Origin of the sequence: Propionivibrio dicarboxylicus (assembly GCF_900099695.1) — a bacterium.
Taxonomy (GTDB): Bacteria; Pseudomonadota; Gammaproteobacteria; order Burkholderiales; family Rhodocyclaceae; genus Propionivibrio; species Propionivibrio dicarboxylicus.
The window spans coordinates 122,801-149,465 of sequence record NZ_FNCY01000004.1 but is presented as its reverse complement, the minus strand read 5'-3'; the positions used below and the strand labels follow the sequence as shown (position 1 = coordinate 149,465).

At 63.9% G+C, this 26,665-nt stretch carries 24 protein-coding genes; 13 read left to right on the top strand and 11 right to left on the bottom strand.

The features are described 5' to 3' along the window. The first annotated feature begins 29 nt into the window (after positions 1-29). The 6 genes from BLR25_RS06965 (at position 30) to BLR25_RS06940 (ending at position 8,171) form a co-directional block, all read left to right on the top strand. On the top strand, positions 30-806 hold the full coding sequence (locus tag BLR25_RS06965; RefSeq protein WP_091936083.1) for a DUF3750 domain-containing protein: 777 nt from the start codon (positions 30-32) through the stop codon (positions 804-806). Positions 807-1,123: 317 nt separating this feature from the next. Continuing rightward, positions 1,124-2,422, top strand: coding sequence for a citrate transporter (locus BLR25_RS06960; protein WP_091935880.1), 1,299 nt, complete (start codon positions 1,124-1,126; stop codon positions 2,420-2,422). A gap of 216 nt (positions 2,423-2,638) precedes the next feature. Then, on the top strand, positions 2,639-4,765 hold the full coding sequence (locus BLR25_RS06955; protein ID WP_091935878.1) for a hydantoinase/oxoprolinase family protein: 2,127 nt from the start codon (positions 2,639-2,641) through the stop codon (positions 4,763-4,765). Positions 4,766-4,767: 2 nt separating this feature from the next. Further along, positions 4,768-5,460 (top strand): hypothetical protein, encoded by a 693-nt coding sequence (locus BLR25_RS06950; RefSeq protein WP_091935875.1) that lies wholly within the window; start codon positions 4,768-4,770, stop codon positions 5,458-5,460. Positions 5,461-5,469: 9 nt separating this feature from the next. Then, on the top strand, positions 5,470-6,189 hold the full coding sequence (locus BLR25_RS06945; protein WP_091935873.1) for a GntR family transcriptional regulator: 720 nt from the start codon (positions 5,470-5,472) through the stop codon (positions 6,187-6,189). A 173-nt stretch (positions 6,190-6,362) separates the two neighbouring features. After that, on the top strand, positions 6,363-8,171 hold the full coding sequence (locus tag BLR25_RS06940) for a helix-turn-helix transcriptional regulator (protein ID WP_091935870.1): 1,809 nt from the start codon (positions 6,363-6,365) through the stop codon (positions 8,169-8,171). A 359-nt stretch (positions 8,172-8,530) separates the two neighbouring features. Here the strand turns inward: BLR25_RS06940 and BLR25_RS06935 are convergent, their stop codons facing one another. Further along, positions 8,531-9,127: a lipocalin family protein gene (locus BLR25_RS06935; RefSeq protein ID WP_091935867.1), complete on the bottom strand. Its 597-nt coding sequence runs from the start codon at positions 9,125-9,127 to the stop codon at positions 8,531-8,533. A gap of 181 nt (positions 9,128-9,308) precedes the next feature. Between BLR25_RS06935 and BLR25_RS06930 the strand changes: the two genes are divergently transcribed. The 5 genes from BLR25_RS06930 (at position 9,309) to BLR25_RS06910 (ending at position 16,052) form a co-directional block, all read left to right on the top strand. Beyond that, entirely contained in the window at positions 9,309-10,640 is a 1,332-nt protein-coding gene (locus BLR25_RS06930) for an HD-GYP domain-containing protein (protein ID WP_091935865.1), read from the top strand. Between the two features lie 213 nt (positions 10,641-10,853). Then, entirely contained in the window at positions 10,854-12,272 is a 1,419-nt protein-coding gene (locus tag BLR25_RS06925; protein WP_176785783.1) for an ExeA family protein, read from the top strand. Between the two features lie 266 nt (positions 12,273-12,538). After that, positions 12,539-12,988: a bacteriohemerythrin gene (locus BLR25_RS06920; RefSeq protein WP_176785782.1), complete on the top strand. Its 450-nt coding sequence runs from the start codon at positions 12,539-12,541 to the stop codon at positions 12,986-12,988. Between the two features lie 15 nt (positions 12,989-13,003). Then, positions 13,004-14,317 (top strand): response regulator, encoded by a 1,314-nt coding sequence (locus BLR25_RS06915; protein WP_091935856.1) that lies wholly within the window; start codon positions 13,004-13,006, stop codon positions 14,315-14,317. Between the two features lie 154 nt (positions 14,318-14,471). Then, entirely contained in the window at positions 14,472-16,052 is a 1,581-nt protein-coding gene (locus BLR25_RS06910; RefSeq protein WP_091935853.1) for a methyl-accepting chemotaxis protein, read from the top strand. A 21-nt stretch (positions 16,053-16,073) separates the two neighbouring features. On the opposite strand, the gene BLR25_RS06905 is transcribed toward BLR25_RS06910, so the two are convergent. The 10 genes from BLR25_RS06905 to BLR25_RS06860 all read right to left on the bottom strand — a co-directional run bounded on the left by BLR25_RS06905 (position 16,074) and on the right by BLR25_RS06860 (position 24,173). Then, positions 16,074-16,391: a metalloregulator ArsR/SmtB family transcription factor gene (locus tag BLR25_RS06905; protein WP_091935850.1), complete on the bottom strand. Its 318-nt coding sequence runs from the start codon at positions 16,389-16,391 to the stop codon at positions 16,074-16,076. 25 nt (positions 16,392-16,416) lie between these two features. Next, a complete protein-coding gene (gene cydX / locus BLR25_RS06900) occupies positions 16,417-16,524 on the bottom strand; it encodes a cytochrome bd-I oxidase subunit CydX (protein WP_091935848.1) in 108 nt (35 codons plus the stop codon). 15 nt (positions 16,525-16,539) lie between these two features. Next, entirely contained in the window at positions 16,540-17,676 is a 1,137-nt protein-coding gene (cydB, locus tag BLR25_RS06895; protein WP_091935845.1) for a cytochrome d ubiquinol oxidase subunit II, read from the bottom strand. Continuing rightward, positions 17,669-19,243, bottom strand: coding sequence for a cytochrome ubiquinol oxidase subunit I (locus BLR25_RS06890; RefSeq protein ID WP_091935843.1), 1,575 nt, complete (start codon positions 19,241-19,243; stop codon positions 17,669-17,671). The genes cydB and BLR25_RS06890 overlap by 8 nt, the downstream gene beginning before the upstream one ends. Further along, the gene (cydP, locus tag BLR25_RS06885; protein WP_091935841.1) at positions 19,236-19,487 is read right to left on the bottom strand and encodes a cytochrome oxidase putative small subunit CydP; all 252 of its coding nucleotides are present in this window, start codon (positions 19,485-19,487) and stop codon (positions 19,236-19,238) included. Before cydP ends, BLR25_RS06890 begins: the two co-directional genes overlap by 8 nt. A gap of 11 nt (positions 19,488-19,498) precedes the next feature. Beyond that, on the bottom strand, positions 19,499-21,163 hold the full coding sequence (locus BLR25_RS06880) for an FAD-dependent oxidoreductase (RefSeq protein ID WP_091935839.1): 1,665 nt from the start codon (positions 21,161-21,163) through the stop codon (positions 19,499-19,501). 97 nt (positions 21,164-21,260) lie between these two features. Further along, on the bottom strand, positions 21,261-22,235 hold the full coding sequence (locus BLR25_RS06875; protein WP_091935836.1) for an SLAC1 anion channel family protein: 975 nt from the start codon (positions 22,233-22,235) through the stop codon (positions 21,261-21,263). 46 nt (positions 22,236-22,281) lie between these two features. After that, a complete protein-coding gene (trxC, locus tag BLR25_RS06870) occupies positions 22,282-22,719 on the bottom strand; it encodes a thioredoxin TrxC (protein WP_091935834.1) in 438 nt (145 codons plus the stop codon). A gap of 127 nt (positions 22,720-22,846) precedes the next feature. Continuing rightward, the gene (locus tag BLR25_RS06865) at positions 22,847-23,746 is read right to left on the bottom strand and encodes a NifB/NifX family molybdenum-iron cluster-binding protein (protein ID WP_091935831.1); all 900 of its coding nucleotides are present in this window, start codon (positions 23,744-23,746) and stop codon (positions 22,847-22,849) included. A 94-nt stretch (positions 23,747-23,840) separates the two neighbouring features. Next, positions 23,841-24,173, bottom strand: a complete 333-nt coding sequence (locus BLR25_RS06860; RefSeq protein WP_091936080.1) for a DUF134 domain-containing protein — start codon at positions 24,171-24,173, stop codon at positions 23,841-23,843. 222 nt (positions 24,174-24,395) lie between these two features. Here BLR25_RS06860 and BLR25_RS06855 point away from each other — a divergent pair, with 222 nt between their 5' ends. Together BLR25_RS06855 and BLR25_RS06850 are read left to right on the top strand one after the other, a co-directional pair. Beyond that, a complete protein-coding gene (locus BLR25_RS06855; protein WP_218122652.1) occupies positions 24,396-25,997 on the top strand; it encodes a tetrathionate reductase family octaheme c-type cytochrome in 1,602 nt (533 codons plus the stop codon). Positions 25,998-26,006: 9 nt separating this feature from the next. Continuing rightward, on the top strand, positions 26,007-26,627 hold the full coding sequence (locus BLR25_RS06850; RefSeq protein WP_091935824.1) for a cytochrome b/b6 domain-containing protein: 621 nt from the start codon (positions 26,007-26,009) through the stop codon (positions 26,625-26,627). Positions 26,628-26,665: the final 38 nt, after the last annotated feature.

The following is a 26,665-nucleotide window of genomic DNA, read 5'->3' as shown; positions in this document are numbered from 1 at the left end:
GAATCGTTTGCGCCCGGGGTGAAATGTTCATGAATGTGAAGCGGCGGCTGGCCGGATGGCTGGCCGTGCTGTTCTGCGCGTCGCTGGGGATCAGCCTGGCGAATGCGTCCTTGTTGGGCGATCTGCTCAATCGTCCGCCGTGGTACGCGGCGCCCCGCCAGTCGGCCGGGATCGCGCCCGATCCGGCGGCGCTGGCCGATACCGCGATCATTCAAGTCTATGTGGCGCCGACCTACGGCTGGCGCGGCCTCGTCGCCCAGCATCCCTGGATCATTTTCAAGCGGGCAGGGGAGACGGCCTTCACCCGCTACGACGTCATCGGCTGGAGCAGCGATCGCTTCGTCCGCAAGAATTACGCGCTGCCCGACGGCCTCTGGTACGGCGCGACGCCGACGCTGATCGTCGATCATCGCGGCGAGGCGGCCGGCGAGATGATCCCGCGTATCGAGGCGGCGATCGGCAGCTATCCCTATCCCGACACCTATCGTGCGTATCCCGGCCCCAACAGCAATACCTTCCTCGCCCACATCGGCCGCGAGGTGCCGGAGTTGAAGCTCGACCTGCCGGCCAATGCGATCGGCAAAGACTACCGGCCGCTCAGCCAGCCGATCGGTCTGTCGTCGTCGGGCAGCGGCCTGCAGTTTTCGCTGTTCGGCATGCTCGGCGCCAGCATCGGCGTGCAGGAAGGCGTCGAGTTCAACCTGCTCGGCCTCAATTTTGGCATCGACCTCAACCGTCCGGCGCTGCGCCTTCCCTTCGTCGGCAGGCTCGGCATGGACGACCGCACGGTCTCCGGGGCGCCCTAGCGAAGCTTGTGTCGACCGCCGTCGGCACAAGGGCGCATCGCCGTCGATGGCGGCTTCGCCCACATGGCGGCCGCCCGGCATCCCAGTGCGATGGCGCTGCTTTATCCTCGTATTTCTTGCCTTGGTGGTGCTTCGATCGCCGCTTTAATCACTGCTAAGTGCTTGTTGCATAGGGGTTCGTGTGAATCCCGGGAGTAAATGCAATTAATCCGATCTACTGGTATTGCAGTAGATCGGGTGTGGTGCTAGGATGCCTGCGTTCGTGTTGCAGCCGTATCACCCGAGGTCATTTTTTTTGCAAATAAAAAGGGGGCAAGATGGAAACACTTGTGGGTGTCTTACTGGTAGTTACCTTCATCGCGATGATCGCCTACTGCATGAAGGGCGGGAATCTCCTGGTCGGCTTCATCGTCACCGCCATCGTCTGGTGCGCGCTCGGCGCAGTGCCGATGGAGAAAGTGGTGACCGACGTTTTCCAGACCTCGGTCGATACGTACGGCAAGACCATCGCCATCATCGTCTTCGGCGCCTGGTTCGGACGCGTGCTGGTCGATACCGGCATCGCCGGCTACATCATCAAGAAGACGGTCGAACTCGCCGGCGACAAGCCGCTGGTCACGACGCTGCTGCTCAGCATCGTCTGCGCGCTGATCTTCACGAGCGCCTTCGGCGTCGGCTCGGTGATGGCTATCGGCATGATCGTCCTGCCGATCCTGTTCTCGCTCGGCATCGACAAGAAAACGGCGCTCGGTGCCTACCTGCTCGCCGTGGCGGCCGGCATGTACCTGAACATCGCCTACGTGAACCAGTTCTTCGTCGTCTTCAAGAGCGTCAAGTACGATGACAATTACATCCAGTTCGCGATCGTCGCGACCGGCGTGCATATCGCGGCGATGATTGCCTTCATCCTCTTCTATTACTTCCGCGATCACCGCAATGGCCGCGCCCGCGCCTGGTCGCCGGCCAGTGCCGCCACCGTCGCGTCGATCAAGCCGCTCAGCTGGTACTGCATCGTCGTGCCCTTCCTGCCGATCGCCATGGTGTCCTTCTTCAAGTGGCAACCGGTGCCGTCCTTCCTGCTCGGTATTGTCGTCGGCCTGTGGTTCACGCATAACCTCAGCTCGTATTCGCTCGGCGTCGAGAAGCTGCAGAAGACCCTGTACGACGGCGTCGCCGACAGCGGCCTGCTGATCGGCATGCTCTACAGCGTGAACATCTTCCAGGCGGCGGCCAAACAGGTCGCGCCGTACCTGCAGCATCTGCTCGGCGGCGTCATCCCGACCTCGCCGACGGCGCTGCTGATCGGCTTCTGCGTCCTCGCGCCGCTGGCGCTGTTCCGCGGTCCGCTGATGATCTGGGGCTCGGGTATCGCGCTGGTGACGATCCTGCAGGCCATGGGCACCTTCGACGAGATGTTCCTCTTCGCGCTGTTCCTGATCCCGCCGGTGGCGATGGTGGCAAGCGCCTGCCCGACGCAGTCCTGGACGATGTGGGGCCTGAGCTACGCCAAGCTTGAACCGAAGCTGTACATCAAGACGAACCTGCCCTTTGCCTGGGCGGCGCTGGCCGTGACCGAAGTCATCGCCTGCGTCATGCTCGGCAAGATCACGCTCTGAGAAACTGTCTCAAAAATTACTGCGCTTGCCATTTGGGCCTTACGCGGTGCTCGCTCCTCGCCGTACGACGCGTACTGTCTCGTCGCTGCGCGCCGGGTGCGGCCCAACTGGCTGCGCTCGCTACATTTTTCGAGACAGTTTCTGAACGCATTTCGTCGTCGTTGGCGCCCGTGGCGGGCGCCAACGCGGGATTCTTCTTCTCTGGAGTTTTGACTTATGGCTGCAAGAGCCGTTCGTATCGGGATCGACGTGGGGGGCACCCACACCAAGGCGGTCGCCATCGACAACGAGACCAACGAGATCGTTGGCAAGGGGTCGGTGATGACGACGCACCACCATGAAAGCGGCGTCGCCGCCGGGGTGGTCGCGGCCTTCCACAAATGTCTGGCGGAACACGACATCCAGCCGGAAGAAGTGATTTTCATCGCGCACAGCACGACGCAGGCGACCAACGCGCTGCTCGAGGGCGACGTCGCGCGCGTCGGCGTCGTCGGTATCAGCGGCGGCCTGATCGAGGGCTTCCTCGCCAAGCGGCAGACGAAGATCCCGCCGATCGACCTCGGTACCGGCAAGTTCATCGAGACCGATCACGTCCACGTCAATATCAAGGACATGAGTTCGGAAAAGCTGCCGGCCATCGTCAAGGGCCTGCTCGACAGCGGCAGCAGCGTCATCGTCGCGAGCAAGGCGTTTGGCGTCGATAACATGCACGAAGAGCGCATGGTCGCCGACGCGGCGGAACGCCTTGGCGTTCCGTGTACGCTGGCCTCCGACATCACCAAACTGTACGGCCTGACGACGCGCACGCGCACCGCCGCGCTCAACGCCTCGATCCTGCCGAAGATGCTCGATACCGCCAACTCGACCGAGCGCAGCGTGCGCGGCGCCGGCATCGACGTGCCGCTGATGATCATGCGCGGCGATGGCGGCGTCATGGAAATCAACGAGATGAAGAAGCGCCCGATCCTGACCATGCTGTCCGGGCCGGCCGCCAGCGTCATCGGCGCGCTGATGTACCTGCGCGCCTCGAACGGCATCTACTTCGAGGTCGGCGGCACCTCGACCAATATCGGCGTCATCAAGAACGGGCGTCCGGCAGTCGATTATTCGATCATCGGCGGCCATCGCACCTACGTGAACAGCCTCGATGTGCGCGTGCTCGGCGTCGCCGGCGGCAGCATGGTGCGGGCGAAGAAAGGCGCGGTGATCGACGTCGGTCCGCGCTCGGCGCACATCGCCGGCATGGGCTACGCCTGCTTCACCGCGCCGGAACTGCTCGACGGCGCGACGCTCTACCATGTGCAGCCGCGCAAGAACGATCCCTCGGATTACGTTGCGCTGCGCCTGACGAACGGCGAGAGCGTCACCATCACCAACACCTGCGCCGCCAATGTGCTCGGCATATTGGGCGAGAACGATTATGCGCGCGGCAACGTCGAGTCGAGCCGCAAGGCGATGGCGCTGCTGGCGGCCGAGGTCGGCCTGTCGATCGAGGAGACGGCGCGCGCCATCCTGCAGAAGGGTAGCGAGAAGATCATCCCGGTGATTGAGGACCTGATCGCCAAGTACAAGATCGAACGCGAACAGGTCGTGCTCGTCGGCGCCGGCGGCGGCGCCGGTACGCTGCTGACCTTCACCGCCAACGCCATGGGCTTCAAGTACCAGATCCCGGAAAATGCCGAAGTCATTTCGTCGATCGGCGTGGCGCTGGCGATGGTGCGCGAGATGGTCGAGCGCACGATCCCGAATCCGACGGCGGCCGACATCGCGGCGCTGAAGAAGGAAGCCAAGGAGATGGCGATCAACAGCGGCGCCGTCGAGGATTCGATCGAGATCTACGTCGAGATCGACGACCAGGCGCAGCGCGTCACGGCGATCGCGATGGGCTCGACCGAGGTCAAGACGACCGATCTCATGAAAAATTGCGATCGCGAGGAAGCGGTGCAGATCGCCGCCGATTCGATCGGACTCGACAAGGAGGCGACGCATCTGGCCGCCGAGAACGGCCTGGTCTATGTCGTTTCGGCGCAGCGCAACGGCAAGCAACCGGTGCGCGTCATCGACAAGAAGGGCTTCGTCAAGGTGCAGCGCGCCAACGGCCTGGTCGAAACCACCACGCTGGAGCGGATTCGCGAGGTGCTCGAAAAACTCTGGCACGGCGCCAGCAATTTCTCGAGCGAGATCCGCATCAATCCGGATGTCTATGTCGTCGCCGGTTCGCGCGTCATGGATTACTCGGGCATTCCGGAACTCGCACAGGTGTCCGGTCTGATCGAGGCTGAACTCGGCGACTGGTCACCGAGCGATCCCTTGATTCTCGTGCTGGCGCGCAACGAGTTGTAGCGATGGGCATCGATCGGGACCGCCTGCAAGCGAGCGTGCGTGCCGCGCTCGCCTGTCCCGACGCGCGCTGGTATCGGCAGATGCTGGCGCAGGATGCGAGCGGCTGTCCGCTGTCCGAAGACGAGGCCGATGGCGTTGTGCAGGGCGCCATGGCGGCCGCTGTTTCTCTCGCCGAGAAGACCCGGCGGGCCTTTCCGGGCGTGTCGGCGGAAGCGCTGGCCGCCGCGCTGCAACTGGAGATCGTGCCGATGCCGGACGATGCCGGCCTGGGCAATGTGCCGCTGATCGGCCAGTACCAGCCGGGTGCACGGCAAATCCGCCTGCATGAACAGACGCTCGCCCGCATCGAGGATTTCATCCGGGCGCAGGGGCTTGAGGCGTTGACGCCGGCAAGCGAGTTGCGGCCCTGTGTGCTTTACCACGAGATCTTTCATGCGCTTGAAGAGGCGACGCCCGGTATCTATACGCGTTCGGCGATGCTGCAACGGCGCTGGTTCGGCGTCTGGCCGCGGCGGCGCGGACTCGCCAGCGCCAGCGAGATCGGCGCCATCCATTATTCGCGGATCATGAGCGGCATTGCTTATTCACCGCGACTATTCGAGTGTTACCTGCTGCTGGACGGACGCGCTGCACCGGAGAGTCTTCCCGGCGAGTTCGCGGGCGTGGGCAAGGAACAGAACCGGGCTTTCGACTAAAATTCAGCCATGACCTCTGCCAGCCAATCCCTCGCCCAGACCTTTCCCCTGCAGAAGCAGGTGTCCCTGGGCAACAAGTTCCGCCAGTTCCTGCGCGCGGCGATCGTGCGCGCCGAATTGCTGCCGGGCCAACTGATCTCCGAGATCGAGATGAGCAAGCGTTTCGCCATCGGCCGGCAACCGGTGCGCGAGGCCTTCATTTCGCTGGCACAGGAGCATCTCGTCGACGTGCGGCCGAGTCGCGGCACCTATGTCCGCATGATTTCAATGAACGAAGTCATCGATGCCTGGCATGTGCGTGAGCCGATCGAAGTGTCGATCGTGCGTCAGGTTGCCAAGAAACATGAGGCGGCGACGATGGCGGCCTTGCGCCGCCTGGTCGCCGAACAGCGCACCATCGCCCCGGGCGACAACGAAGCCTTCCTCGCCGCCGATCAGGATTTTCATCACGCGCTGGCGGCGGCGGCCAACCGCGAGTTCGCCTGGCGCGTCATCGACAGTGCCAAGGCGCAGATGGATCGCGTCTGTTTTCTCTCGTACGCGCTCGATTCGCCGGTCCAGGACCTCATCGGCGACCATGACCTGATGCTCGACGCCATTGAAGCGGGCGATGCCAAGGCGGCCGTTCAGGTGATGGAAGGCCACCTGGCCAAAATAGTCACGGCGGCGCAGCGCGTTGCCGAGCATTATCCCGACTACTTCATCGACGAATCGCCCCGCGAGTGGTGAGTCAGGCGGCGCAGGCCCGGTCGCTGGCGGGGTCTTCATCCGGCACATTAGCGTGCGTCGAATTGTTTCCCCGATGAGGGGAACTTGTATTACAAGCCTTTGACTCCGCCCCCTGGTTGGCTTATGCTCAAAAAAAAGCAGTCCGGAACATACCGAGCGCAAGAGGGGGGTCTATGTACGAGTCCTTATTCGGCCAGTTCGCAGCCATCCAGAATTGTGATTTTCTCGCACTGACGGTGGTCGAGAACCATCGCATCGTCTGGGCCAACGAGGAGTTGCACCGCCTGTTCGGCTATGCGCCGGGCGAATTGATCGGGCGTGAAACGCGCTCGATGTTCATCGACGACGCCAGTTATGACGATTTTGGCCGCTGTCTCCATGCTGCATTAGACAGCGGCCCGAAATACCAGGGCGAAATCCACCAGCGCCGCAAGGACGGAAGCCTCGGCTGGTTTGAATTCTGCATTACCCGGCTGGAAGGGCTTCCCGAGACGTTCATGGGCGCGGCCGTCGATCGTAGTCGGCAGCGACAGGTCGTCGAACAGCTGTCGGCCGAGGCCGGCATTCTCTCGGGCATGCGCGATTGCGTCATCGTCACGTCCGGCGAAGGCGTCCGCAAAGGCATCGTTCTCTATACCAACGCCACGTTAGATGCGGCCTTTGGCTATGCGCCGGGGGAACTGGTCGGCCAGCACGTCGCCGTTGTCAATGCCGAGACCGACCGGTTGCCGGAAGTGGTGGCGGCGGAGATCATCGCTTGTCTCGATGCCACCGGCGAATGGCAGGGCGATATCCTCAGCCGGCGCAAGGACGGCAGTTGCTTCTGGAATCATGCCAAGGTTCGCCGGCATTGCACCGAGGCCTGGGGGATGGTGTCGATTGCGGTACTGCGCGATATCTCCGATCTGCGGACGGCCGAGGCCGCCTTGAAGGCCAGCCAGCGGCGTTATCGCGCCCTGGTGGAGTACACCAGCGTGATTACCTGGGTCCGTCCGTCCTCCGGCGAGTTGGAGGAGCCGCAACCGGGGTGGATGGGGTTTACCGGCCAGTCGGCCAAGGAAATGCGCGGCTTTGGCTGGAAAAATGCGGTGCACCCCGACGATCTCGCGGTTCTGGATGAGAACGTGCCGCACGAGGTTGTCAAAGGCGTGGCGTTTTCGTACGAACGGCGGCTGCGCCGATACGACGGCGAGTGGCGCTGGATGCGTGTGCGGGTGGTGCCGATCCGCAATGCCGCAGGGCAGATTGTCGAGTGGAGCGGCATGGAGCACGACATTACCGAGCAAAAGATGGTCGAGCAGGCGCTGAAGGACAACGAGGAACGCCTCGATACGGCGCTCGCGGCCTCGGGCCAGGCGCTTTGGGATTGGGATATTCCCAATCGGCGGCTGTTCGGCGACAGGCGCTGGTTTGACATGGTCGGCCATTCGATCGAGGGTGTCGGTTGTCATGATGACAATTGGGTGGGAATCATCCATCGGGACGATATCGAGGTTTTCAGGGAGCAACTCAACGCGCATCTGGCGGGCGAAAATCCCTTGTTCTATGCCGAATACCGCCTGCGCCACCGTGACGCCTACTGGATCACCGTCGAGGCGAAGGGAAGGGTTACCCGTCGGGACAAGGACGGCCGGCCCTTGCGCATGGTCGGAACCGTGGCGGACGTGACGCAGCGGAGACGGCTTAAGGGCGAGGGCGTCGAACTGCTGAAACGGATCGAGACGATGATTCGCGATGCTGCGGCAGAAGGCGGACGCGACAAGGATGTCGATAAGGAGATGCTTCTTCTGACACGGCGGCAACGTGAAATCCTGGTGATGATCGCCTCGGGTCTGACCTCAAGCGAGATCGGCAAGCGCCTGCATGTCGCGACGCCGACCGTCGTTTCCCACCGCCGCAACCTGATGGCAAAACTCGGCCTTCACAGTACGGCCGATGTGACACGCTATGCCATGACGCATGGATTGATGCAAAAGGCCTGAGAAAAGTTGGTTTTTGGTATCCCTATGCCATGATTTTTAGCATGTATGGATGATTGGCATTCTGTAAAAAATCGCCATAATAAGCCCATCATCATTGTGGTCGTTTTCAAACATGCGCATTGATGAAAGGCACTGTGGCGCAAGCTTGCTGGTCGGGAATCTGTTGGTGCGTAGGGGGGGCAATAACACCGGCTATTCAAGTCGGGTAAAGTCGGCGGGGGTATCGGGTTCAAGGGAAGGTCCCCGGTGCCCCTCGTCGCAAATAATAAGATGACATGGGGTGCTGCATCGCTTTTAGGGCTGGGAGTGGCGGTGCATCACCCGCTTCCTGGGGCGCGACTCCCGGCTTGTCTGGGATGTCATTCCCGGTTGGTGTGGGATGTCATTTCCAGTTTGTCGATGTCGAAACCCTTTTCCCGCAGGCGGTGCACGAGTGCGTTGAGCTTTTCCGGTGCGACGGCCGGCGTGCGCGAGAGTATCCACAAGTACTGTCGCGTCGGTTCGCTGACGGCCACGAGCTGGTAGTCGCGGTCGAGGTCGATCACCCAGTAGTCACCCCACACCCAGGGCAGAAACGAAAGCCAGGCCGGCGCGAAGCGTACCTTCAGCTGTGCCGAGTCGGCGTCGCCGATCTGGCGGGCGATGCCAATGGCTTCCTGCGTGCCGCCGCCGGCCACCTGGCAGCGATTGACCACCCGGACCCGGCTGTCGGGCTCCAGGCTGTATTCCGCCTGCGTGTTGCCGATGCACTGTTTCTGGAAACGGTTCGGATACTTGGCGATCTCGTGCCAGCGTCCCATGTAGCGCGGCACATCGAGCGCGGCGACGGTCGTCAGCGCGCCGGTGTCGGTGTCGGCCGCCATCGCCGGCAGCGCTGCCAAGCCGATCAGGGCAGCGGCCAGTGCGCAGCGTCGCAGTCTTGCGTTCTTCGGTTTCTGTGTGTTTGTTTCGTTCATGCGCTTTATCCCGTTTGCGTGTCGTGTTGGCACAGTTGACCGCTGGCGTCGGCGAAAGTGCCGTCCGGAAGAAGCGTCGCCGGACCCGGGATCGTCTAGTTCTTGCGCAAGGCCGACCGAGGATAGTAGATTAGGGGTTACGGCTTATCGCCGCCCATAATGACAACGGCTGAAAGCTTGGATGGAAACTCAGGGACAACACTCGCATCGTGAGTTGGCGCAGCAATTGCTGGACGCGCCGGCGCCTTTTCTGCTTGCCTTGACCACCGTTGCCGACCGGCGCGACGTCGTCGCCAGCGACGACATCTATGCGCGCGGCGGCATCAAGCTGGTGAATCGCGGGACGGCGCTGTCGGGCGCCTTTTACGAACGCCTGACCGCGCACAAGCTGCTCAAGCCGATCGAGCAGACGGTATTGATCGCCGACGCGCCCGATGCCACCCAGATCATTGCGATGGCGCATGCCGCCGCCACTCAGATTCCGTCCCTGCAACCCTTGCTTGGCGGCGCCATGCTCGCGCGGCTGGGCGATCTTCTTGCCGGCGCGCTGATCCCGCCGGAATTGGCGCTGAAACTCGCCGTCATGCAGGAGGAGCGTCCCCGTCTGTTCAAGCATTCGCTGATCGCCGCGGTGGTCTCCATGGTGCTCGGCATCCGCGGCCAGCTCCCATCGCGCGACTTGCAAGCGCTTGCGCTGGCCAGCATCTGTCATGACATCGGCGAGCTGTATATCGATCCCGACTTCTTTTGTCCGGAACGGCGCATGTCCGGCGAAGAACGCCGTCATCTGTACGTGCATCCGGTCACCGGTTTCCTGATGCTGCGCAATTTTACGGAGTTGCCGGAGGGAACCGCCCAGGCGGTGTTGCAGCATCACGAACGGCTCGATGGCGCCGGCTATCCCTACCGGCTGCGCGGCGAAGAGATTTCCCGCCTCGGGCGCTTCCTCGCCGTGGCCGAGGTCACCGCCTCGCTGGTGGAAAACCAGGGCGCCGATCGACGCATCGGCATCAAGTTCCGGCTGAATGCGAACAAATACGATCGCGAGGCGGTCACGCTGATTTCCGGCCTGTTCGACGTCACGGCGCCGCTGGTGACCGATGCCGCGGAGGCGCAACGTTTGGGACAGCGGCTGGCGCGGCTCAGCGCCCTGTTCTTCTCCTGGCAGCGTTTTTATGACGACTGCACGGCGGAGCAGCGCGCCGCGATCGCCCCGATCATCGATCGCGTCGTCGGTATGCGCTTGATGGTGCTGGAGCCGGGTTTCGATCAGTTTCATCTCGAGGACATCCTCGACCTGGCCGGCGAAGGCGATGCCGACGTGGCGCTCGAGCTCGCCGTTCTCGTCGATGAATTGACCTGGCATTTCGATGCCTTGCTCAATGCCATCGATCGCGAGCGGCGCGTCTGGGGAATGGAAATTCCCGCCTCGATTCGCGCCGAACTCGACGCCTGGTTGCTGGAAGTGCATACCTTCGTCAGCGAACAACTCGCGCTGAGCGGCGGCCAGTAAGGACGCCTGCCGAGGGCCGCGTCAAGTCCGTGCGAACACGGATGGCTGCGCCCGCTGCAGCTGGTACCATCCAAACGGAATAGTGCGGGTCGGGGTCGCCCCGGCATGGGCGCGCCAGTGTCCGGACGGTGTATCGATCCGGAAGCGGAGGGCGATTGTGGTGGAACGACGGCGTCAAGCCTGAACGCGTGTCGATGCACCGGGATGGAGGATATGGTCGGCGGGAATTGCATCGTTCAGCCCCGGGGAGCGGCGGTCGGGGCGATTTATGACGAAAGCGGTCGCCACGACGGCGCCTATCTCGACCACTTTGGTCTGCGCGCGTCGCCGTTCCGTTCGCGTTCGGAGGCAGAAGCCTTTTTCTGCGGGACGAAGCGAAGCGCAACGCTCGATGCGCTGGTTTACGCGCTGAGCCGTGACGAGGGTGTCGTCAAGGTCAGCGGCGAACCGGGCAGCGGCAAGAGCACCTTGTTCCGTCGCTTGGCCGGGCGTCTGAGCGATGTGGTGCGCACGATTTCGCTGAGCGATCCCGGCTTGTCCTGTGACGATGTGCTGCGTGCGCTGGCGGCCGGCCTTGCGCTGACAGTGCCGGCGGCGGGGGGTGCCGAGCTGCTCGAGGCGGTTCAGGCCAGGCTCGATGACATCCGTAAGCGTGGCGACCGGATTGTCGTGCTCGTCGATGATGCCGAGGCGATGCCGGTCGAATCGCTGGCGCTGTTGTGCCGCCTCAGCGACGACGCCGATGATTGCCAGCACCGCCTGCATGTCGCCGTGTTCGGCGCGGCGGCGCTCGATGCCTGCCTGGCGCAATGTCGTGCGCGGGTGCCGCGCCTGCGCGTGACCTACAATTTCGTGCTCGATCATCTGTCGCGCGACGAGGTCGGCGACTATCTCGACTATTGTCTCGATGACGTCGGCTATGACGGCCCGCCGCTCTTTTCGGCGGCGGCGCTCGAAACGATCTGCCGGGCCAGCGACCGGCAGTTCGCGCGTATCAACCGGCTGGCCGATCAGGCCTTGCAATGCGCCGCCTGCGGGCAGGCCGACCGCGTCGAGCGCAAGACCGTCGAGGCGGCGATGCAGCTGATGTCGCTGACGCCTGTGGCCTGCCGTCGGTTTGCCTGTAGTACCCGCGTCTTCTCCGGTCTGGCGGCGGTGATCAGCCTTTGCCTGGTCGTCGCCCTTGGGCTGCGCTCGGCGCCCAGCCTGGCCTTGCCGCCGCCGTCGCTGCCGGTGGCGGTGTCGGCGGAACAGCCGGTCGGTAGCCGGCAAGCGCCGATCGACGGTCGCGTTGCCGAAGCGTCCGTGGCGCCCGATCATCGCCTGGATGAGGCGATTGCCAGGGCCGGCGCCTGGCTGCGCGAGGTTCCCGATTCGCATTTCGTCATCCAGTTGCTGCGGGTCGGCGCCGACGAACGCGATCGCGTCGAACGATTCCTCGATGGCGCGGCGGATCAGCTCGATCTGGCGCAACTGCGGATCTATCGCTCCCGTTTGAGCGGACAGGATCGGCTTGGCGTCATCTACGGCGATTTTCCCGATCGGCGGGCGGCGCAGGCGGCGCTCGGACGCGTGTTGTCGACACTGCCCGACGGCGGGTTCTACGTTCGTCCGGTGTCCCGGCTGCGGTAACGCCACGCATCCTGCGGAGCCCGCCGCCATCGCCCGACGGCCGGTAATTGGGGCGTGGGCGTTCGCGGGGCGCGAGCGATATCCGTGTTAACACGTATAGGTCAATGTCGGTGACGTGGCTATCATGGGCTATTCACTTGACATTGCCAGGCCGGTACGTGCCTGCGGGCAAGCTGAGCGGCGCCGGGGTGGTGGCGCGTGACGAATCGCGGCGGCGCGGGTTGCCGTGCGCAGATGTCGGCGATTCGCAATCTGATGGAATGGACATGCAGCAGCGACTGGTAATATTTCCCTGGAACGAAAATTTCGCCACCGGCATCGGCGATATCGACTTCCAGCATCGCCGCCTGGTCGACCTGCTCAATCTCCTGGCCGGCCATCTGGCGTACCAGTCGGGGGCGCCGACGCTCAACTCGATCCTGAGCGAACTGACCGATTATGCCGCCGAGCATTTCCTCGCCGAGGAGGCGATCTGGGCGCGCTGTTTCGGCAATGACGAATGGGAAAGTCGGCATCAGGAGAGTCATGGCGCCTTCGTTGCCAAGATCCTCGAACTCCAGGCGAGCGAAAACGACGATTGCCCCGAGGCGACGATGGAGGAGATCGTCCGTTTCCTGACCCATTGGCTCGCCTTCCACATCATCGAGTCGGACAAGCGTATGGCCAAAGTGGTGGCCGGTCTCGATGCCGGCTTGCCGCTGGCGCGGGCGAAGTAGCGCGCCGACGAGGAAATGGCGGGGTCGACGCGGGTACTGATCGAGACGGTGATGTCGATGTACGAGCAGCTCGCCAGCCGGACGATCCAGATGACCCGCGAAATCGGCCGGCGCATCAAGGCCGAGGAAAAATTGCTGCTCGTCCAGCAGGAGCTCATTCGCCTGCATGAGGCAGCGATGGCGGCCAGCCAGTGCAAGAGCCGCTTCCTGTCGAACATGAGCCATGAAATCCGGACGCCGATGAATGGCGTGCTCGGCATCGCGCAATTGCTGCGCCGCACGCCGCTGACGCCGCAGCAGGGCGACTATCTCGACAAGATCGAGACCTCGGGCCGGCACCTGCTGGCGCTGGTTAATGACGTCCTGGATTTTTCCAGGATCGAGGCGGGCAAGATGCCGCTCAACGAGGTGGATTTTCGTCTTGCCGATCTCGTCCGCGATGTCGTCAATATCGTTGCCGCCGATGTCATCGGCAAGGGGCTGACGATGCGGGTCCAGATCTCCTCGGCGCCGAAATTTATTTTGCATGGTGACCGCACACGCCTGACGCAGGCGCTGGTCAATTATCTCGGCAATGCCATCAAGTTCACCGAGCGCGGCAGCATCACGCTTGCCGCCCGCGCGCTGGAAACGTCGGACAGCGGTTGCCGCCTGCGTTTCGAGGTCGTCGATACCGGCATCGGCATGACGCCGGAGCAACAGGCCCATGTCTTCGACGAATTCGATCAGGCCGACCACTCGACGGCGCGCAAGTACGGCGGCACCGGTCTTGGCCTCGCCATCACCCGTCATATCGCCACGATGATGGGTGGAGGCGCCGGGGTCGATAGCGCGCTTGGGGCCGGGAGTACGTTCTGGCTCGAGGTCCGGGTCGGCAGAGGCAGCGCGTCGGAGGCCGGCGGCAGTTGCGTCGGCGCGGCCGGCGGTTCCGGCGAATTCCGGGGCGTTCGCATCCTGCTCGTCGATGACGACCCGATCAATCGCGAGATCGTCACGACCTTTCTCGACGAGGCCGGTTTCAGCGTCGACGTCGCGCTGAACGGCGCCGAAGCCATCGATCGCTGCGCGGCGCATTCCTATGCTCTGGTCCTGATGGATCTGCAGATGCCGGTGATGGGTGGTGTCGAGGCGACCCGTGAAATTCGCCGACGGCATGGCGACCGGATGCCCATCGTGGCGATGACGGCCAATGCCTTCAACGAGGATCGGCAGCGTTGCGTTCAGGCCGGGATGAACGATTTCGTCATCAAACCGGTCGAATCCGAGGTGCTGATCCGGGTGGCGCGCAAATGGCTGAAAGGTGTCGCATGGAAACCGGAGGGCGAGTGAACTATCCTGAACGAGTATTTCTCTTGCATGGGAGCCGGTAAGTCTCGTGTCCGCGTCGTTTGTTTCAATCGTATGAGAATCGCATGATGGCCGGTGTGGTCATGACCAAGATGCAACGGATGACGCTTGTCGTCGGAGAGAGAAGGAGCAGGGTATGACGATCCGGAAGAAAATGATATGGCTGAGCATTCTGGTAATTGCGGGATTCCTGCTTGTCAGCGTGGGAACGTTTTTCTCGCTCAACCAGCTCAATGGCGCCGGGTCGGATTTCGCGCGGCGCAGCGGGCAGGTCCGGCAGTACCTGGAGATCAAGGCCAGTGCCTTGTCCACCATCCTGCTCGATCCGGCGAGCCCGGAGTCGCTACGCATCTTCGAGGAGGCGGAAAAAAACATCCGGGAGAACAGCGAACGCCTGCTCGCCTCGGCGCACCGGCAGCGTACCCGCGACACCATTCAGGCGATCCAGAAGCAATGGCAGCAGTACGACCAGGCGTCGCGAGCGCTTTTCGACCTGGCGAAGCGGGATCCGGCCGCCGCCAACGAGCGCCTGAATGCGGTCTACAAGAATCAGTTTCAGCCCTTGCAGGCGGCGATCGAAAAGAACGTTGCCGAACTTAGCAAGGATGCCGATGCCTCGGCCGCGGCGCTGCATGACCATCAGTCGGCGATCCTGTGGCTCGTCGTCGGGCCGATGACGCTCCTGGGCCTGATCCTGGTCGCTTCGTTTACGCTGCTTTCGCGCAATATCGGTCAATCGATACAGCATATTCACGCGCTGATCGAAAGAATCGAGAGCGAACTCGATTTCACCGCGCGCGGGACGGTCGTGAACCACGACGAAATCGGCGACATGATCCTGGCGCTCAATCGGCTGGTCGGCAAGCTGCAGGACAATCTGCGCTCGATCGCCGCCTGTGCCGAGTCGGTGGCCGAGGCGTCGAGCCAGATGAGCGCGACCTCGTCGCAAGTGGCCACGGCCGCGCAGGAGCAGAGCGATGCGGCGGCCGGCATGGCGGCCACCGTCGAGGAAATGGCGGTCAGCATCAATCACATCACCGACCGCACCCAGGAAGCGAACCGGATTTCCTGCGCGTCGGGCGACCTGGCGACGACCGGTGAGGAGATCATCGGCAACACCGTCGGCGATATCAACGAGATCGCCCAGTCGGTCAATGGCGCCGCCGGCAGCATCGAGGCGCTGGAGCAGCAGAGTCACCAGATTTCGCGGGTGGTCGCCGTCATCAAGGAAGTCGCCGACCAGACCAACCTGCTGGCGCTGAACGCCGCGATCGAGGCCGCCCGGGCTGGCGAGCAGGGGCGTGGCTTTGCCGTCGTCGCCGACGAGGTGCGCAAACTGGCCGAACGCACCGCGTCGTCGACGCAGGAAATTTCGACGACGATCGAAACCATGCGGGCGAGCGCCGGGGAATCGGTGGCCGACATGCATGCGGCGGTGGCGCGCGTCGGCCAGGGCGTCGAGCGCGCCGAGGCGGCCAGCGAGTCGATCCGCAAGATCGGCGACAGCAGTCGCAGCGCGGTGTTGGTGGTCGACGAGATCAGTTCGGCGATGCGCGAACAGGGGACGGCGACGAACAACATCGCCGTGCAGGTCGAGCGCATCGCCCAGATGTCGGAGGAAAGCAGCGTCGCTGCCAAGGAGAGCGCCGAGGCGGCGAGAAGTCTCGACGGACTGGCGCGGGAGATGCGCGGCATCGTCGCGCGCTACCGGCTCTGAGTCCGGACGGCCGGGGGCCGCTCAGGCGTGGCGATAGGTTTCCCGGGCCATTTTCAGCAGCGCGTTGAGTTCGGGGATGGCGATTGCATAGTAAGTCCTGCGTCCCGAGCGCCGCGCCGAGACGAGCTTGCCGTCGAGCAGCAGGCTCAGTTGTTGCGAGACGAGCGATTGCGACAGGCCGAGCGTGTCGACGAGTTCACCGACACAGCGTTCCTCGCCTTCGAGCGCATAGAGCACGCGCAGGCGATTGAGGCTCGACAGGCCGAAGAGCAGGGCGCGGCCGCGCGCGCTGAGCGCGCAGCCGCAGGTGCCGTGCTCGCGTGTGTCGGCGTTTGTCATGGGGTGGCGGGATGGCGCCGGCGTCTCAGTCGCCGGTCCGGTCGCGCTGTTCCTGCGACTCCAGCCAGAGCGCGTTGACGATGGCGAAAAGAACGGCGAAGCCGAGGCCGAGCATCCAGGTGAAGTACCACATGCGATAGTCTCCCGATCAGTAGGTGGAATGGTCGTTGGCCTTGATGTACTCGACGGTGACCTTGCCGCGCATGACGCGGTAGGCCCAGCCGGTGTAGGCGACGATGATCGGTGTCATGATCAGCGCCACCCAGAACATCACGCCGAGAGTCCGTTGGCTCGAGACGCAGTCCCAGAGGGTCAGGCTGCTGTGCGGATCGGTGCTCGACGGCAGCACGAAAGGAAAGATCGCGATGCCGGCAGTGGCGATGATGCCGAGTTCGGCCAGCGCGCTGCAGATGAAGGCGATGACGCCGCGTGCCACACGGGCGAAGACGATGCCGAGCAGGCCACCGACGAAACCGAGCGCCGGGAAGGCGAACAGCGCCGGATGCGCGTGGAAGTTCGCCATCCAGGCGCCGGCCTGGCGGACGACTTCCTTGTCGAGCGGGTTGAGCCCAGCGCCAGTGTCGATCGGCGAAGTGACGACATAGCCTGACATCGTGTTGGCCATGACGCCGCCCAGCGCGAATCCCAATAGCATGACGACGCCGGCGAGCGTCGCGGCGCGCTGCGCGCGGCGCTGGATGTCGCCCTCCGTGCGCACGATCAGGTAGTTGGCGCCGTGAAAGACGAGCATCGACAGACTGACGACGCCGGCGACCAGCGCGAATGGGCTGAAGAGCTGCCAGAAGCTGCCCGAATAGACCGGCAGCATGGTGTCCTCGAAGTGGAAGGGGATGCCGAGGATGACGTTGCCGAAGGCGACGCCGAAGACGAGCGCCGGCACGGCGCTGCCGACGAAGATGCCCCAGTCCCAGGCCTGGCGCCAGCGCTTGTCGGCGAGCTTGCTGCGATAGTCGAAGCCGACCGGGCGGAAGAACAGCGCCCACAATACCGCCAGCATGGCGATGTAGAAACCGGAAAAGACGGCGGCATAGACCAGTGGCCAGGCGGCGAAGAGGGCGCCGCCGGCGGTGATGAACCAGACCTGGTTGCCCTCCCAGTGCGGGCCGACCGAATTGAGCACGGCGCGGCGCTCGTCGTCGCTGCGGCCGACGAAGGGCAGCAGCGTGCCGACGCCCATGTCATGGCCGTCCATGACGGCGAAGCCGAAGAGGAGGACGCCGACGAGCGCCCACCAGACGAGTTTCAGGGTGGTGTAATCAAGCATGGCGGGCCTCCGTGTGCTGGCCGGCGGTTTCGAAATGGTAGCGTCCGGTGCCGAGGCTCGACGGGCCGAGTCGGGCGTACTTGAACATCAGGTAAAGCTCGGCGACGAGCAGCAGCGAGTAGAAAATCAGGAAGCCCGAGAGCGAGAAGATCAGGTTGCCGGGGCTGAGCGCCGAGGTCGACAGGTGCGTCGGCAGTACGCCGTGGATCGTCCAGGGCTGGCGTCCGTATTCGGCGACGAACCAGCCGAGTTCGCAGGCGATCCAGGGCAGCGGGATCGACCATAGCGCCCACTTCAGCAGCCAGGGCGTCGAGAGCTGGTTGCGTGCGGCGTAGTAGAAGGCGGTGGCGAAGAGCGCGAGGAAGCCGATCGACAGGCCGACCATCAGCCGGAACGACCAGAACAGCGAAGGTACGTGCGGGATCGCGTCGTCGATGGCGCGCGCCTTCATTTCGGTTGTCGCCTGGCTGACGTCGGCGACGTATTTCTTGAGCAGCAGGCCGTAGCCGAGGTCGGCCTTGACGGCGTTGAAGTCGGCCAGCCGCTGCGCGTTCTTCGGGTCCTTGCGCAGCCGTTCGAGCGCCTTGACGGCGACGATGCCGGTGTCGATGCGGCGGGCGATGCGCGCTTCGAGTTCGTCAATGCCGGGGATGACCTTGTCGGTCGTGCGCGTGCCGATCAGTCCCATGACATACGGAACATGGATGGCCATCTTGGTGGTACGCGTCTTTTCGTCGGGGAAGCCGAACAGCGTCAGGCCGGCCGGCGCCGGTTCGGTCTTCCACATCGCTTCCATCGCCGCCAGCTTGGTTTCCTGCGTTTCGGCGGCGGTGTAGCCCGATTCGTCGCCGAGGACGATCACCGACAGCGCCGAGGCGAGGCCGAAGGAGGCGGCGATGCGGAAGGAGCGGCGGGCGAATTCGCTGTCGCGGTTCTTGAGCAGGTACCAGGCGCTGATGCCGAGCACGAAGATCGAAGCGGTGACGTAGCCGGCGCTCAGCGTATGGACGAACTTCGATTGCGCGACCGGGTTGAAGACGATGTCGGCGAAGTTGGTCATTTCCATGCGCATCGTCACCGGGTTGAAGTCGGCGCCGACCGGGTTCTGCATCCAGGCGTTGGCGATCAGGATCAGGAGCGCCGAGAGGTTCGAACCGATCGCGACGAGGTAGGTGACGCACAAGTGGCCGAGACGCGACAGTCGGTCCCAGCCGAAGAAGAACAGGCCGACCATCGTCGATTCAAGGAAGAAGGCGAGCAGCCCCTCGATCGCCAGCGGCGCCCCGAAGATGTCGCCGACATAATGCGAGTAGAAAGCCCAGTTGGTGCCGAACTGGAATTCCATGGTCAGTCCGGTGGTGACGCCGAGCGCGAAGTTGATGCCGAACAGCTTGCCCCAGAACTTCGTCATGTCGCGGTAGATCGTCTTGCCGGTCAGCACATAGACCGATTCCATGATCGCCAGCAGGAACGAGAGGCCGAGCGTCAGCGGAACGAAGAGGAAGTGATAGAACGCTGTCGCCGCGAATTGCAGGCGCGACAGGTCGACCAAAGATTCGCTAATCATGATCTGTCCTAGAGGTGTCGGAAATCGGTTTGCTGGCGTCGGCTGCTTGGAATACGCCGTTGAGCCGGTCGGCCAGTTCGCGCTGGCTGACCGGTGCGCTGAAGAAAATGAGCTTGATGGCCACGATCAGCACCAGCTTGACGAGCAGGACGAGCGCGATTTCACGCGCATAGGTCCGGCGCGGCGACGCCGCGACCACCGGCGGGCGGAGGTCGCGGGTGGGGCGGGCGCGTTCGGAGGGCATGGTATGGCGGGTCAGGCGGTCGGCAGCTTGCCGGGTGATCTCGGGTCCACATTGGCCTTGAGTCCGCCGCTGAAACTGCTCACGTCGAAGCCGTTCTGGGCGAGCACGCGGGCGGCGAAATAGCTCATCTTGCCGAAGGCGCAGAGCGTCACCACCGGCCGGTTCTTGTCGAGCTTGCCGAGATTGGCGCGCAGCGTCGCGAACGGGATGTTGAGCACCGTGGCCGGGGCCGGATAGGCGTCGGCGAGCGGCTTGCCGCGCACGTCGACGATCTGCACCGCCGGGTCGGTCGGCAGCGTCTCGGTATGCTTGACGAGTCCGTCGCGGCGGTTGCAGGCGGCGAAGCCGGCCAGGTTGATGATGTCCTTGGCGGACCCGAACGGCGGTGCGTAGGCGAGTTCCAGGTGGCAGAGGTCCTCGACGGTCATGTGCGCGGCGATTGCCGTCGACAGTACGTCGAGGCGCTTGTCGATGCCTTCGAAGCCGGTTGCCTGCGCGCCGAGGAGCCGGCCGGTACGGGCGTCCCAGACGATCTTGAGCGTCATCGGCTTGGCGCCCGGATAGTAGGAGGCGTGGTGGCTGTCGTTGACGGTGACCGAGGCGAACGGGTACTGGAGGGCGCGCAGCCGTTTTTCGCTCCAGCCGGTGATGCCGGCGACGACGTCGAAGGCGCGGACAATGCCGGTGCCGATCGAGCCGGGATACGGCCGCGCCTTGTCGCCGAGGAAAATGTGGTCGGCGGCGACGCGGCCCTGGCGGTTCGCCGGGCCGCCCATCGGCACTGCCGTGCGGCCGGGGACGACGCGGTCCTGCGTCTCGACGACGTCGCCGGCAGCGTAGATGTTGGCGTCCGAGGTCCGCTGGAAGGCGTCGACGACGATGTGGCCGCGCGCGCCGAGTTCGAGCCCGGCCTTGCGAGCGAGATCCGAGTCCGGCTTGACACCGATCGAGAGGATGACGAGGTCGGCGTCGAGCACGGCGCCGGAGTTGAGTTCGCAGCCGACGTGGCTGTCGCCCGGCCGGAAGGCGCGGATGCCGTCGCCGAGGAAGACCTCGACGCCGTTGCGGCGCAGTTCGCTGTCGAGCAGCGCCGTCATCGGCGCGTCGAGCGGCGGGATGACCTGCGGCATCAGTTCGACGAGTTGCACCTTCATGCCGCGCCGCTGCAGCTGCTCGGCCATTTCAAGACCGATGAAGCCGGCGCCGATGATGACGGCACGCATGCCGGCATCGGCCGCGGCGATGATGCGGTCCATGTCCTGCAGGTTGCGCAGGGTGAAGATGCGCGGATCGTCGATGCCGGGCAGCGGCGGACGCAGCGGCGAGGCGCCCGGCGAGAGCATCAACTTGTCATAGGGCAGCCATTCGCATTCGCCGGTGGCGGTGTTGCGCACTTGCAGGCGCAGGCCGCGCCGGTCGATGTCGATGGCTTCGCAGTGCGTGCGCACGTCGAGCTTGAGCAGGTCGTTCAGCGAGGCCGGTGTCTGCACCGCCAGCACGTCGCGCGTCGCGATCTCGCCGCCGATGTGGTAGGGCAGGCCGCAGTTGGCGAAGGAGACGTCGGGGCCGCGTTCGATTACGGTGATCTCGGCGTCTTCGCAGAGACGGCGGGCCCGGGCGGCGAAGGAAGCACCGCCGGCGACGCCGCCGACGACGAGGAGTTTCAGGGGTTTCATACGCAGTCCTTGAAGTGAGGGGGCTGCGGCCGGCACTGCGTCGCAGTCTTGGGGAGGATCGGAAGGTCGGTCTCTGGCCGGTTTGGCCTGGGCGGCCTCATTCTGGGATGCAGAGGGTCCGGCGCAAGGCGGCCCGGACGGTCATGGCAAGCAGGGTGGTGATGACAACGGTGACGACGGCGAGCAGGCCGAAGGCCAGCCCGATGAAAAAAACATGGCCGCTGCGCTGCGCCATGACGAAGCTGGCGATGGTGATGGCGGCGAGCGGGAAGGAATAGGCCCAGGACGACAGGAAGAAACCGAGCTGCAGGAAGCGTCGGGCGTTGACCGCGAGCAGCAAGGTGACGAAGAGGGCGGTGCCGTAGAGCACGCGGGCGAAGGCGTCGAGGCTGCCGCCGAGGGCCTGGTAGGCGAGGAAGCCGACGGCCGGCGGCGCGATCAGGATGAACAGCGTCGGCAGCAGGCGCGGCGCGATCGGGTCGTGGAAAAAGACGCGGTACAGCACGATCGTCATCATCACCAGCCAGAAGACGAAGCCGATGCTGAAGTAGAACCAGCCGACCTCGGCGAGACCGAAAGCGGCGGCGTTGATCGGTACGAACAGGTTGCCGACGACGGGGATGAACCAGGCCGGGTTGGCGTGATGGATGTCGTAGTGCGTGTGAAAGATCCAGCTGCTCAGGATGGCGAGCGTGAAGCCGAGATGCAGCACGGCGCCGGCGCACCAGAGGAAAAAGGCGAGCGAGGGCAAGGTGTCGCGCCAGACGACCGAGAGCAGCAGGATGCTGATCGAGATGGCCGGGAAGAAGTTCACGCGAACCGGGTGCCGCCATTCGGCGACGACCTGCCCCTGATGGCGGACAAGCTTGAGCGTGTAGAGCAGCAGCAGGGCGAGGAAGATCCCGGTGGCCAGTGCGGCGATGCCCGGCCAGATGCCGGCGAGCGCGGGCGTGGCCTCGCCGGCGCGTTGCCAGGCCAGCGCCAGGCCGCAGGTGCCCATGACGCTGGAAAAGATCGGCACGGGAAAATAGGCCAGGGGGGGCAGGGCTTCCGGCGAAGCGGCTGTTTGCATCTAAATCTCCGTTTGGCAGCGGTGGCTGCCGGGGTGGGGGCCGCGTTCAGGCGGTCTGCGCCTTGAACCAGTCGAGCAGGGTTTTCAGATCGACGGCGCCGGATTGGCGGGCGATGAGCTTTCCGTTGCGGAAAATGGCCAGGGTCGGGATGCTGCGGATGTTGAAATGGGCGGCGAGCGCCTGTTCGCTTTCGGTATCGATCTTGGCGACGCGCGCCGAGGTCGCCAGCGCTTCGGCGGCGCGGTCGATGACCGGCGCCATCATCTTGCAGGGGCCGCACCACGGCGCCCAGAAGTCGACGAGGAGCGGCAGCCCGGACTGGCTGACGTGGCTGTCGAAGTTGGCCGCGCTCAGGATCAGCGGCCTGCCCGGCAACAGGGATTGCTTGCAGACGCCGCAGACCGGCCCGTCGCCAAGCCGCGCGGCGGCCACACGGTTGATCGCGTCACAGTCGGGGCAGACGACCTTGAGAGTGTCGGACACGATGGGCTCCTTTGAATATTAACTATCGCTAATATACTGAACGATGCCGCGCTTTGCAAGTGTTTTCTGGCATATGCCCGAATGGAGTGGCCCGGCGGGTGGCGCCGGGCATCGGGGCGCTGAGTTCCTAGAGCGCGGCGAGCAACTTGCCGATGACGGCGTCGGGGTCGGTCTCGCTGGTGACGATCGTTTCGACGCCGCGTTCGGCGAGACGCTGACGCAGGCCGTCGCCGATGCTGCCGGTGATCAGCAGGTCGATCGGATCGAGCGGGTGCGTCTCGGCGCCGGCCGAGGCGTGCAGCGACTGTTCGAGCGGCAGTTCGAGCAGGGTCTTGCTGACGATGGCCTTGGCACGCGTCTCGTAGATCCAGAATTTGCGGCACTTGCCGGCATGTTCGGTGATCTGCTTGCGGTTCTGGCTGGTGACCGCGATGCGCAGGGTATCGCCGCGCGCGGCGCTGGGCCGGCTGGCGCAGCATCCGCCGGCGTGGGCGTGTTCATGACCGTGGTCGTGGCTGTGGGCATGTTCGTGGCCGTGTCCGCCGCAGCCGCAGCCGCCGCCTTCGTGGCCGTGTCCGCCGCAACCGCCACCTTCGTGCGCGTGGCCGTGTCCGCCGCAGCCGCAACCGCCACCCTCGGCGTGCGCGTCTTCTTCGTCATGACCGTGCCCGCCGCAACCACCGCCGCAGCCGCCGCCACCGCAGCCACCGCCGGCGGCCTGGTCGGGAATACGGAACATCTCGCCGCTGGCGAATTCGGCCAGCGCGTCGGCGACGGTCGTCGCCTCGGTCAGGAAAACGTGCTTGCCTTGCTGACGCAGCGCGCCGAAGACGGGCTTCGAAATGGCGCTGCAGATGATCGCGTCGAAGGCGATCTCTGCGTCGCCGCCGTCCGGCTGGTTGAGGTCGATGAGCTCGAAACTGTCGGTCTCGAGGTCATGCAGGTGCAGGAAACGGGTGTCGGGTTGCGCCGGGACGACGCAAGCGGCGAGACCCTCCGACGAGGCGACGGGGATGCAGATTTTCATGGGAGTGAGTCGTTTCGAAATGGGGAAAGGAGCAGTCAGGCTCTGTTTATAGCATATGCCACTTATTTGAGCAAGGCGCGATGGCCGTAGGCGCTCACGGCGTCACGGTGTTCTCTTCGCTTTCTTCGCTTTCTTCGCGCTCGCTGCTCGTCTCGGCTTCGATGCGCAGGGCCTTGCCGTTCAGGAGGGCATCGGCGATCTTGGTGTGGGCGCGATTGAGGATGTTGCCGATGGTCTGGCGCGAGACGCCCATGCGCTCCGCCGCGTCGGCCTGGTAGAGGCCTTCGAGATCGGTCAGCCGCATGGCTTCGAGTTCGTCCATGCCGAGCACGACTTCATCGAGGTCGCGCAAGGGGATGCCGGCCGGCTTGTAATAGCTCGATGCCGGCATGCAGTCGATGCGTCGGCATTTGATCGGGCGCGCCATCGTCATTTCCTTCAAGTCGTTGGGATAAGCGCGGAAATTATACGGCAGGCGCGCATCGTCATTGGCGCGAATCGGCGACGAGGCGGGGGGCGGGACGAAAGCTTTTACCTCTCTTAACCGGGCTTGACATTATTAGCAATTTATAATTTACTAAAAAAATATATTAGCGTGTCCGGATATACCAGGGAAATAAGCCGTGTCCGGCCGAACAAGGGGATGGGAATGAAAAGAATATGGCAGCGGGTGCTATTTGCCGTGGCGTCGTGCATCGTGGGCATCGCCGTGGCGGTGGCGGCTGAGTCGTCCGGTGCGGTCGGTGTGCCGAAATCGACGGCCGATCACAGCAAGTTCAAGGAGCTGCAGCGCGAATTCGCCTCGGGGCAGGAGGTCACCAAGGCCTGTCTCAGCTGTCACACCGAGGCGGCCAAGCAGATCCACCAGACGCAGCACTGGAAGTGGGAGGTCATCAACCCGCAGACCCAGCAGAAGCTTGGCAAGCGTCACGTCATCAACAATTACTGCACCTCGGCGACCTCGAACTTCAAGGCCTGCGCCAGCTGCCACATCGGCTACGGCATGAGCGAGAACTTCGACTTCGCCTCGCAGGAGAATGTCGATTGCCTGGCCTGTCACGATACGACGGGCAAATACACGAAACCGAGCGGCTTCGCCGGCGCGCCGGTGACCAAGGACACCGAGTTTCCGCCGGGTTCGGGCAAGATCATCAAGGGCACCAACCTGACGCCGATCGCGCAGGCGGTGGGCAAGACGCGCCGGCAGAACTGCGGCAACTGCCACTTTACCGGGGGCGGCGGCGACGGCGTCAAGCACGGCGATCTCGACACCTCGCTCGAGAAGCCCGATCGCGATCTCGATGTGCATATGGCCAAGGATGGCCTCAATTTCAGCTGCGCCACCTGCCACAAGACCGACGCGCACCAGGTGCCGGGCAGCCGCTACGCGCCGACCGGCAAGGACGGCCATGCGGCATTGATGCCGGGCAATCCGGACGACAAGGGCCGCAACGTCGCGACCTGCCAGTCCTGTCACGGCCAGGCGCCGCATAAGCAGGCCAAACTCAACGACCATACCGACAAGGTCGCCTGCCAGACCTGTCATATTCCCGAGTTCGCGCGCGGCGACGTGCCGACCAAGATGCGCTGGGACTGGTCGACAGCCGGCAAGCGCGACAAGAACGGCAAACCGCTGGTGGTCAAGGATGACGACGGCTATGACACCTACCTCGGCATCAAGGGTGATTTCGTCTGGGGAACGAACGTCAAGCCCGATTACATCTGGATGAACGGCGTCAACAAGTACACGCTGGCCGAGGACAAGATCGAGAAGTCGGCCGAGCCGATCTACATCAACAAGTACGAGGGCAGCGCCCGCGACGGCAAGTCGCTGATCTGGCCGATCAAGACCTTTACCGGCAAGCAGCCTTTCGATCCGGTGAACAAGACGCTGGTGGTGACGCACCTGGCCGGCGCCGACGACACGGCTTTCTGGGCCAATCTCGATTGGGAGAAAGCGGTGGCCTCGGGCATGAAGACCGCCGGACGCCCGTTCTCGGGCAAGGTCGATTTCATCGAGACCGTCTCGCAATGGCCGATCACGCACATGGTCGCGCCCAAGGAGAAGGCGCTCGCCTGTGTCGAATGTCATAGCCGCAACGGGCGTCTGGCCGCGATCGACGGTGTCTATATTCCCGGCCGCGATGCCAAGGGAATGCTAGACATGCTCGGTTGGGGCGTCGTCCTGCTGGCCTTCGTCGGTTCGCTCGGCCACGGCCTGATGCGCATCGTTTCGCGTCGCAAGAATTAGGGGATTGGCATGTCCGAACGTATTTATCTTTTCAAGGGCTTCGAGCGCTTCTGGCACTGGTCGCAGGCGGCGTTGATCATGTTCATGCTGCTGACCGGTTTCGAGATCCATGGCAGCTACGCGTTGTTCGGCTTCGCCAAGGCGGTCAGCTATCACAGTTTCGCCGCCTGGGCGCTCGTCGGCTTGTGGGTGTTCGCCATCTTCTGGCATTTCACCACCGGCGAATGGCGCCACTACATTCCGACCACCGACAAAATGATCGCGGTGGCCCGGTTCTACTCGTCCGGCATCTTCCGCAACGAACCGCATCCGTTCAAGCCGAGTGCGTCGAACAAGCACAACCCGCTGCAGCGGCTGACCTATCTCGGCATTCTGGTCTTCGTCAGCCCGTTGATCTGGATCACCGGCTGGCTCTATCTCTTCTACAACGACTGGGCCGCCTGGGGGCTGACGAATCTGTCGCTCGACTGGGTCGCCACGGGGCATACGGTCGGTGCATTCCTGATGCTCGCCTTCCTCGTCTCGCACCTCTATCTCGCCACGACCGGACACACGCCGCTGGCGCATATCAAGGCGATGATCACCGGTTGGGAAGACGTCGACCACGGCCACGCGCCGCGCGAGGGTTAGCGCAAGGAATTTCATTTCAATAACGTAGGGGAGTCAAT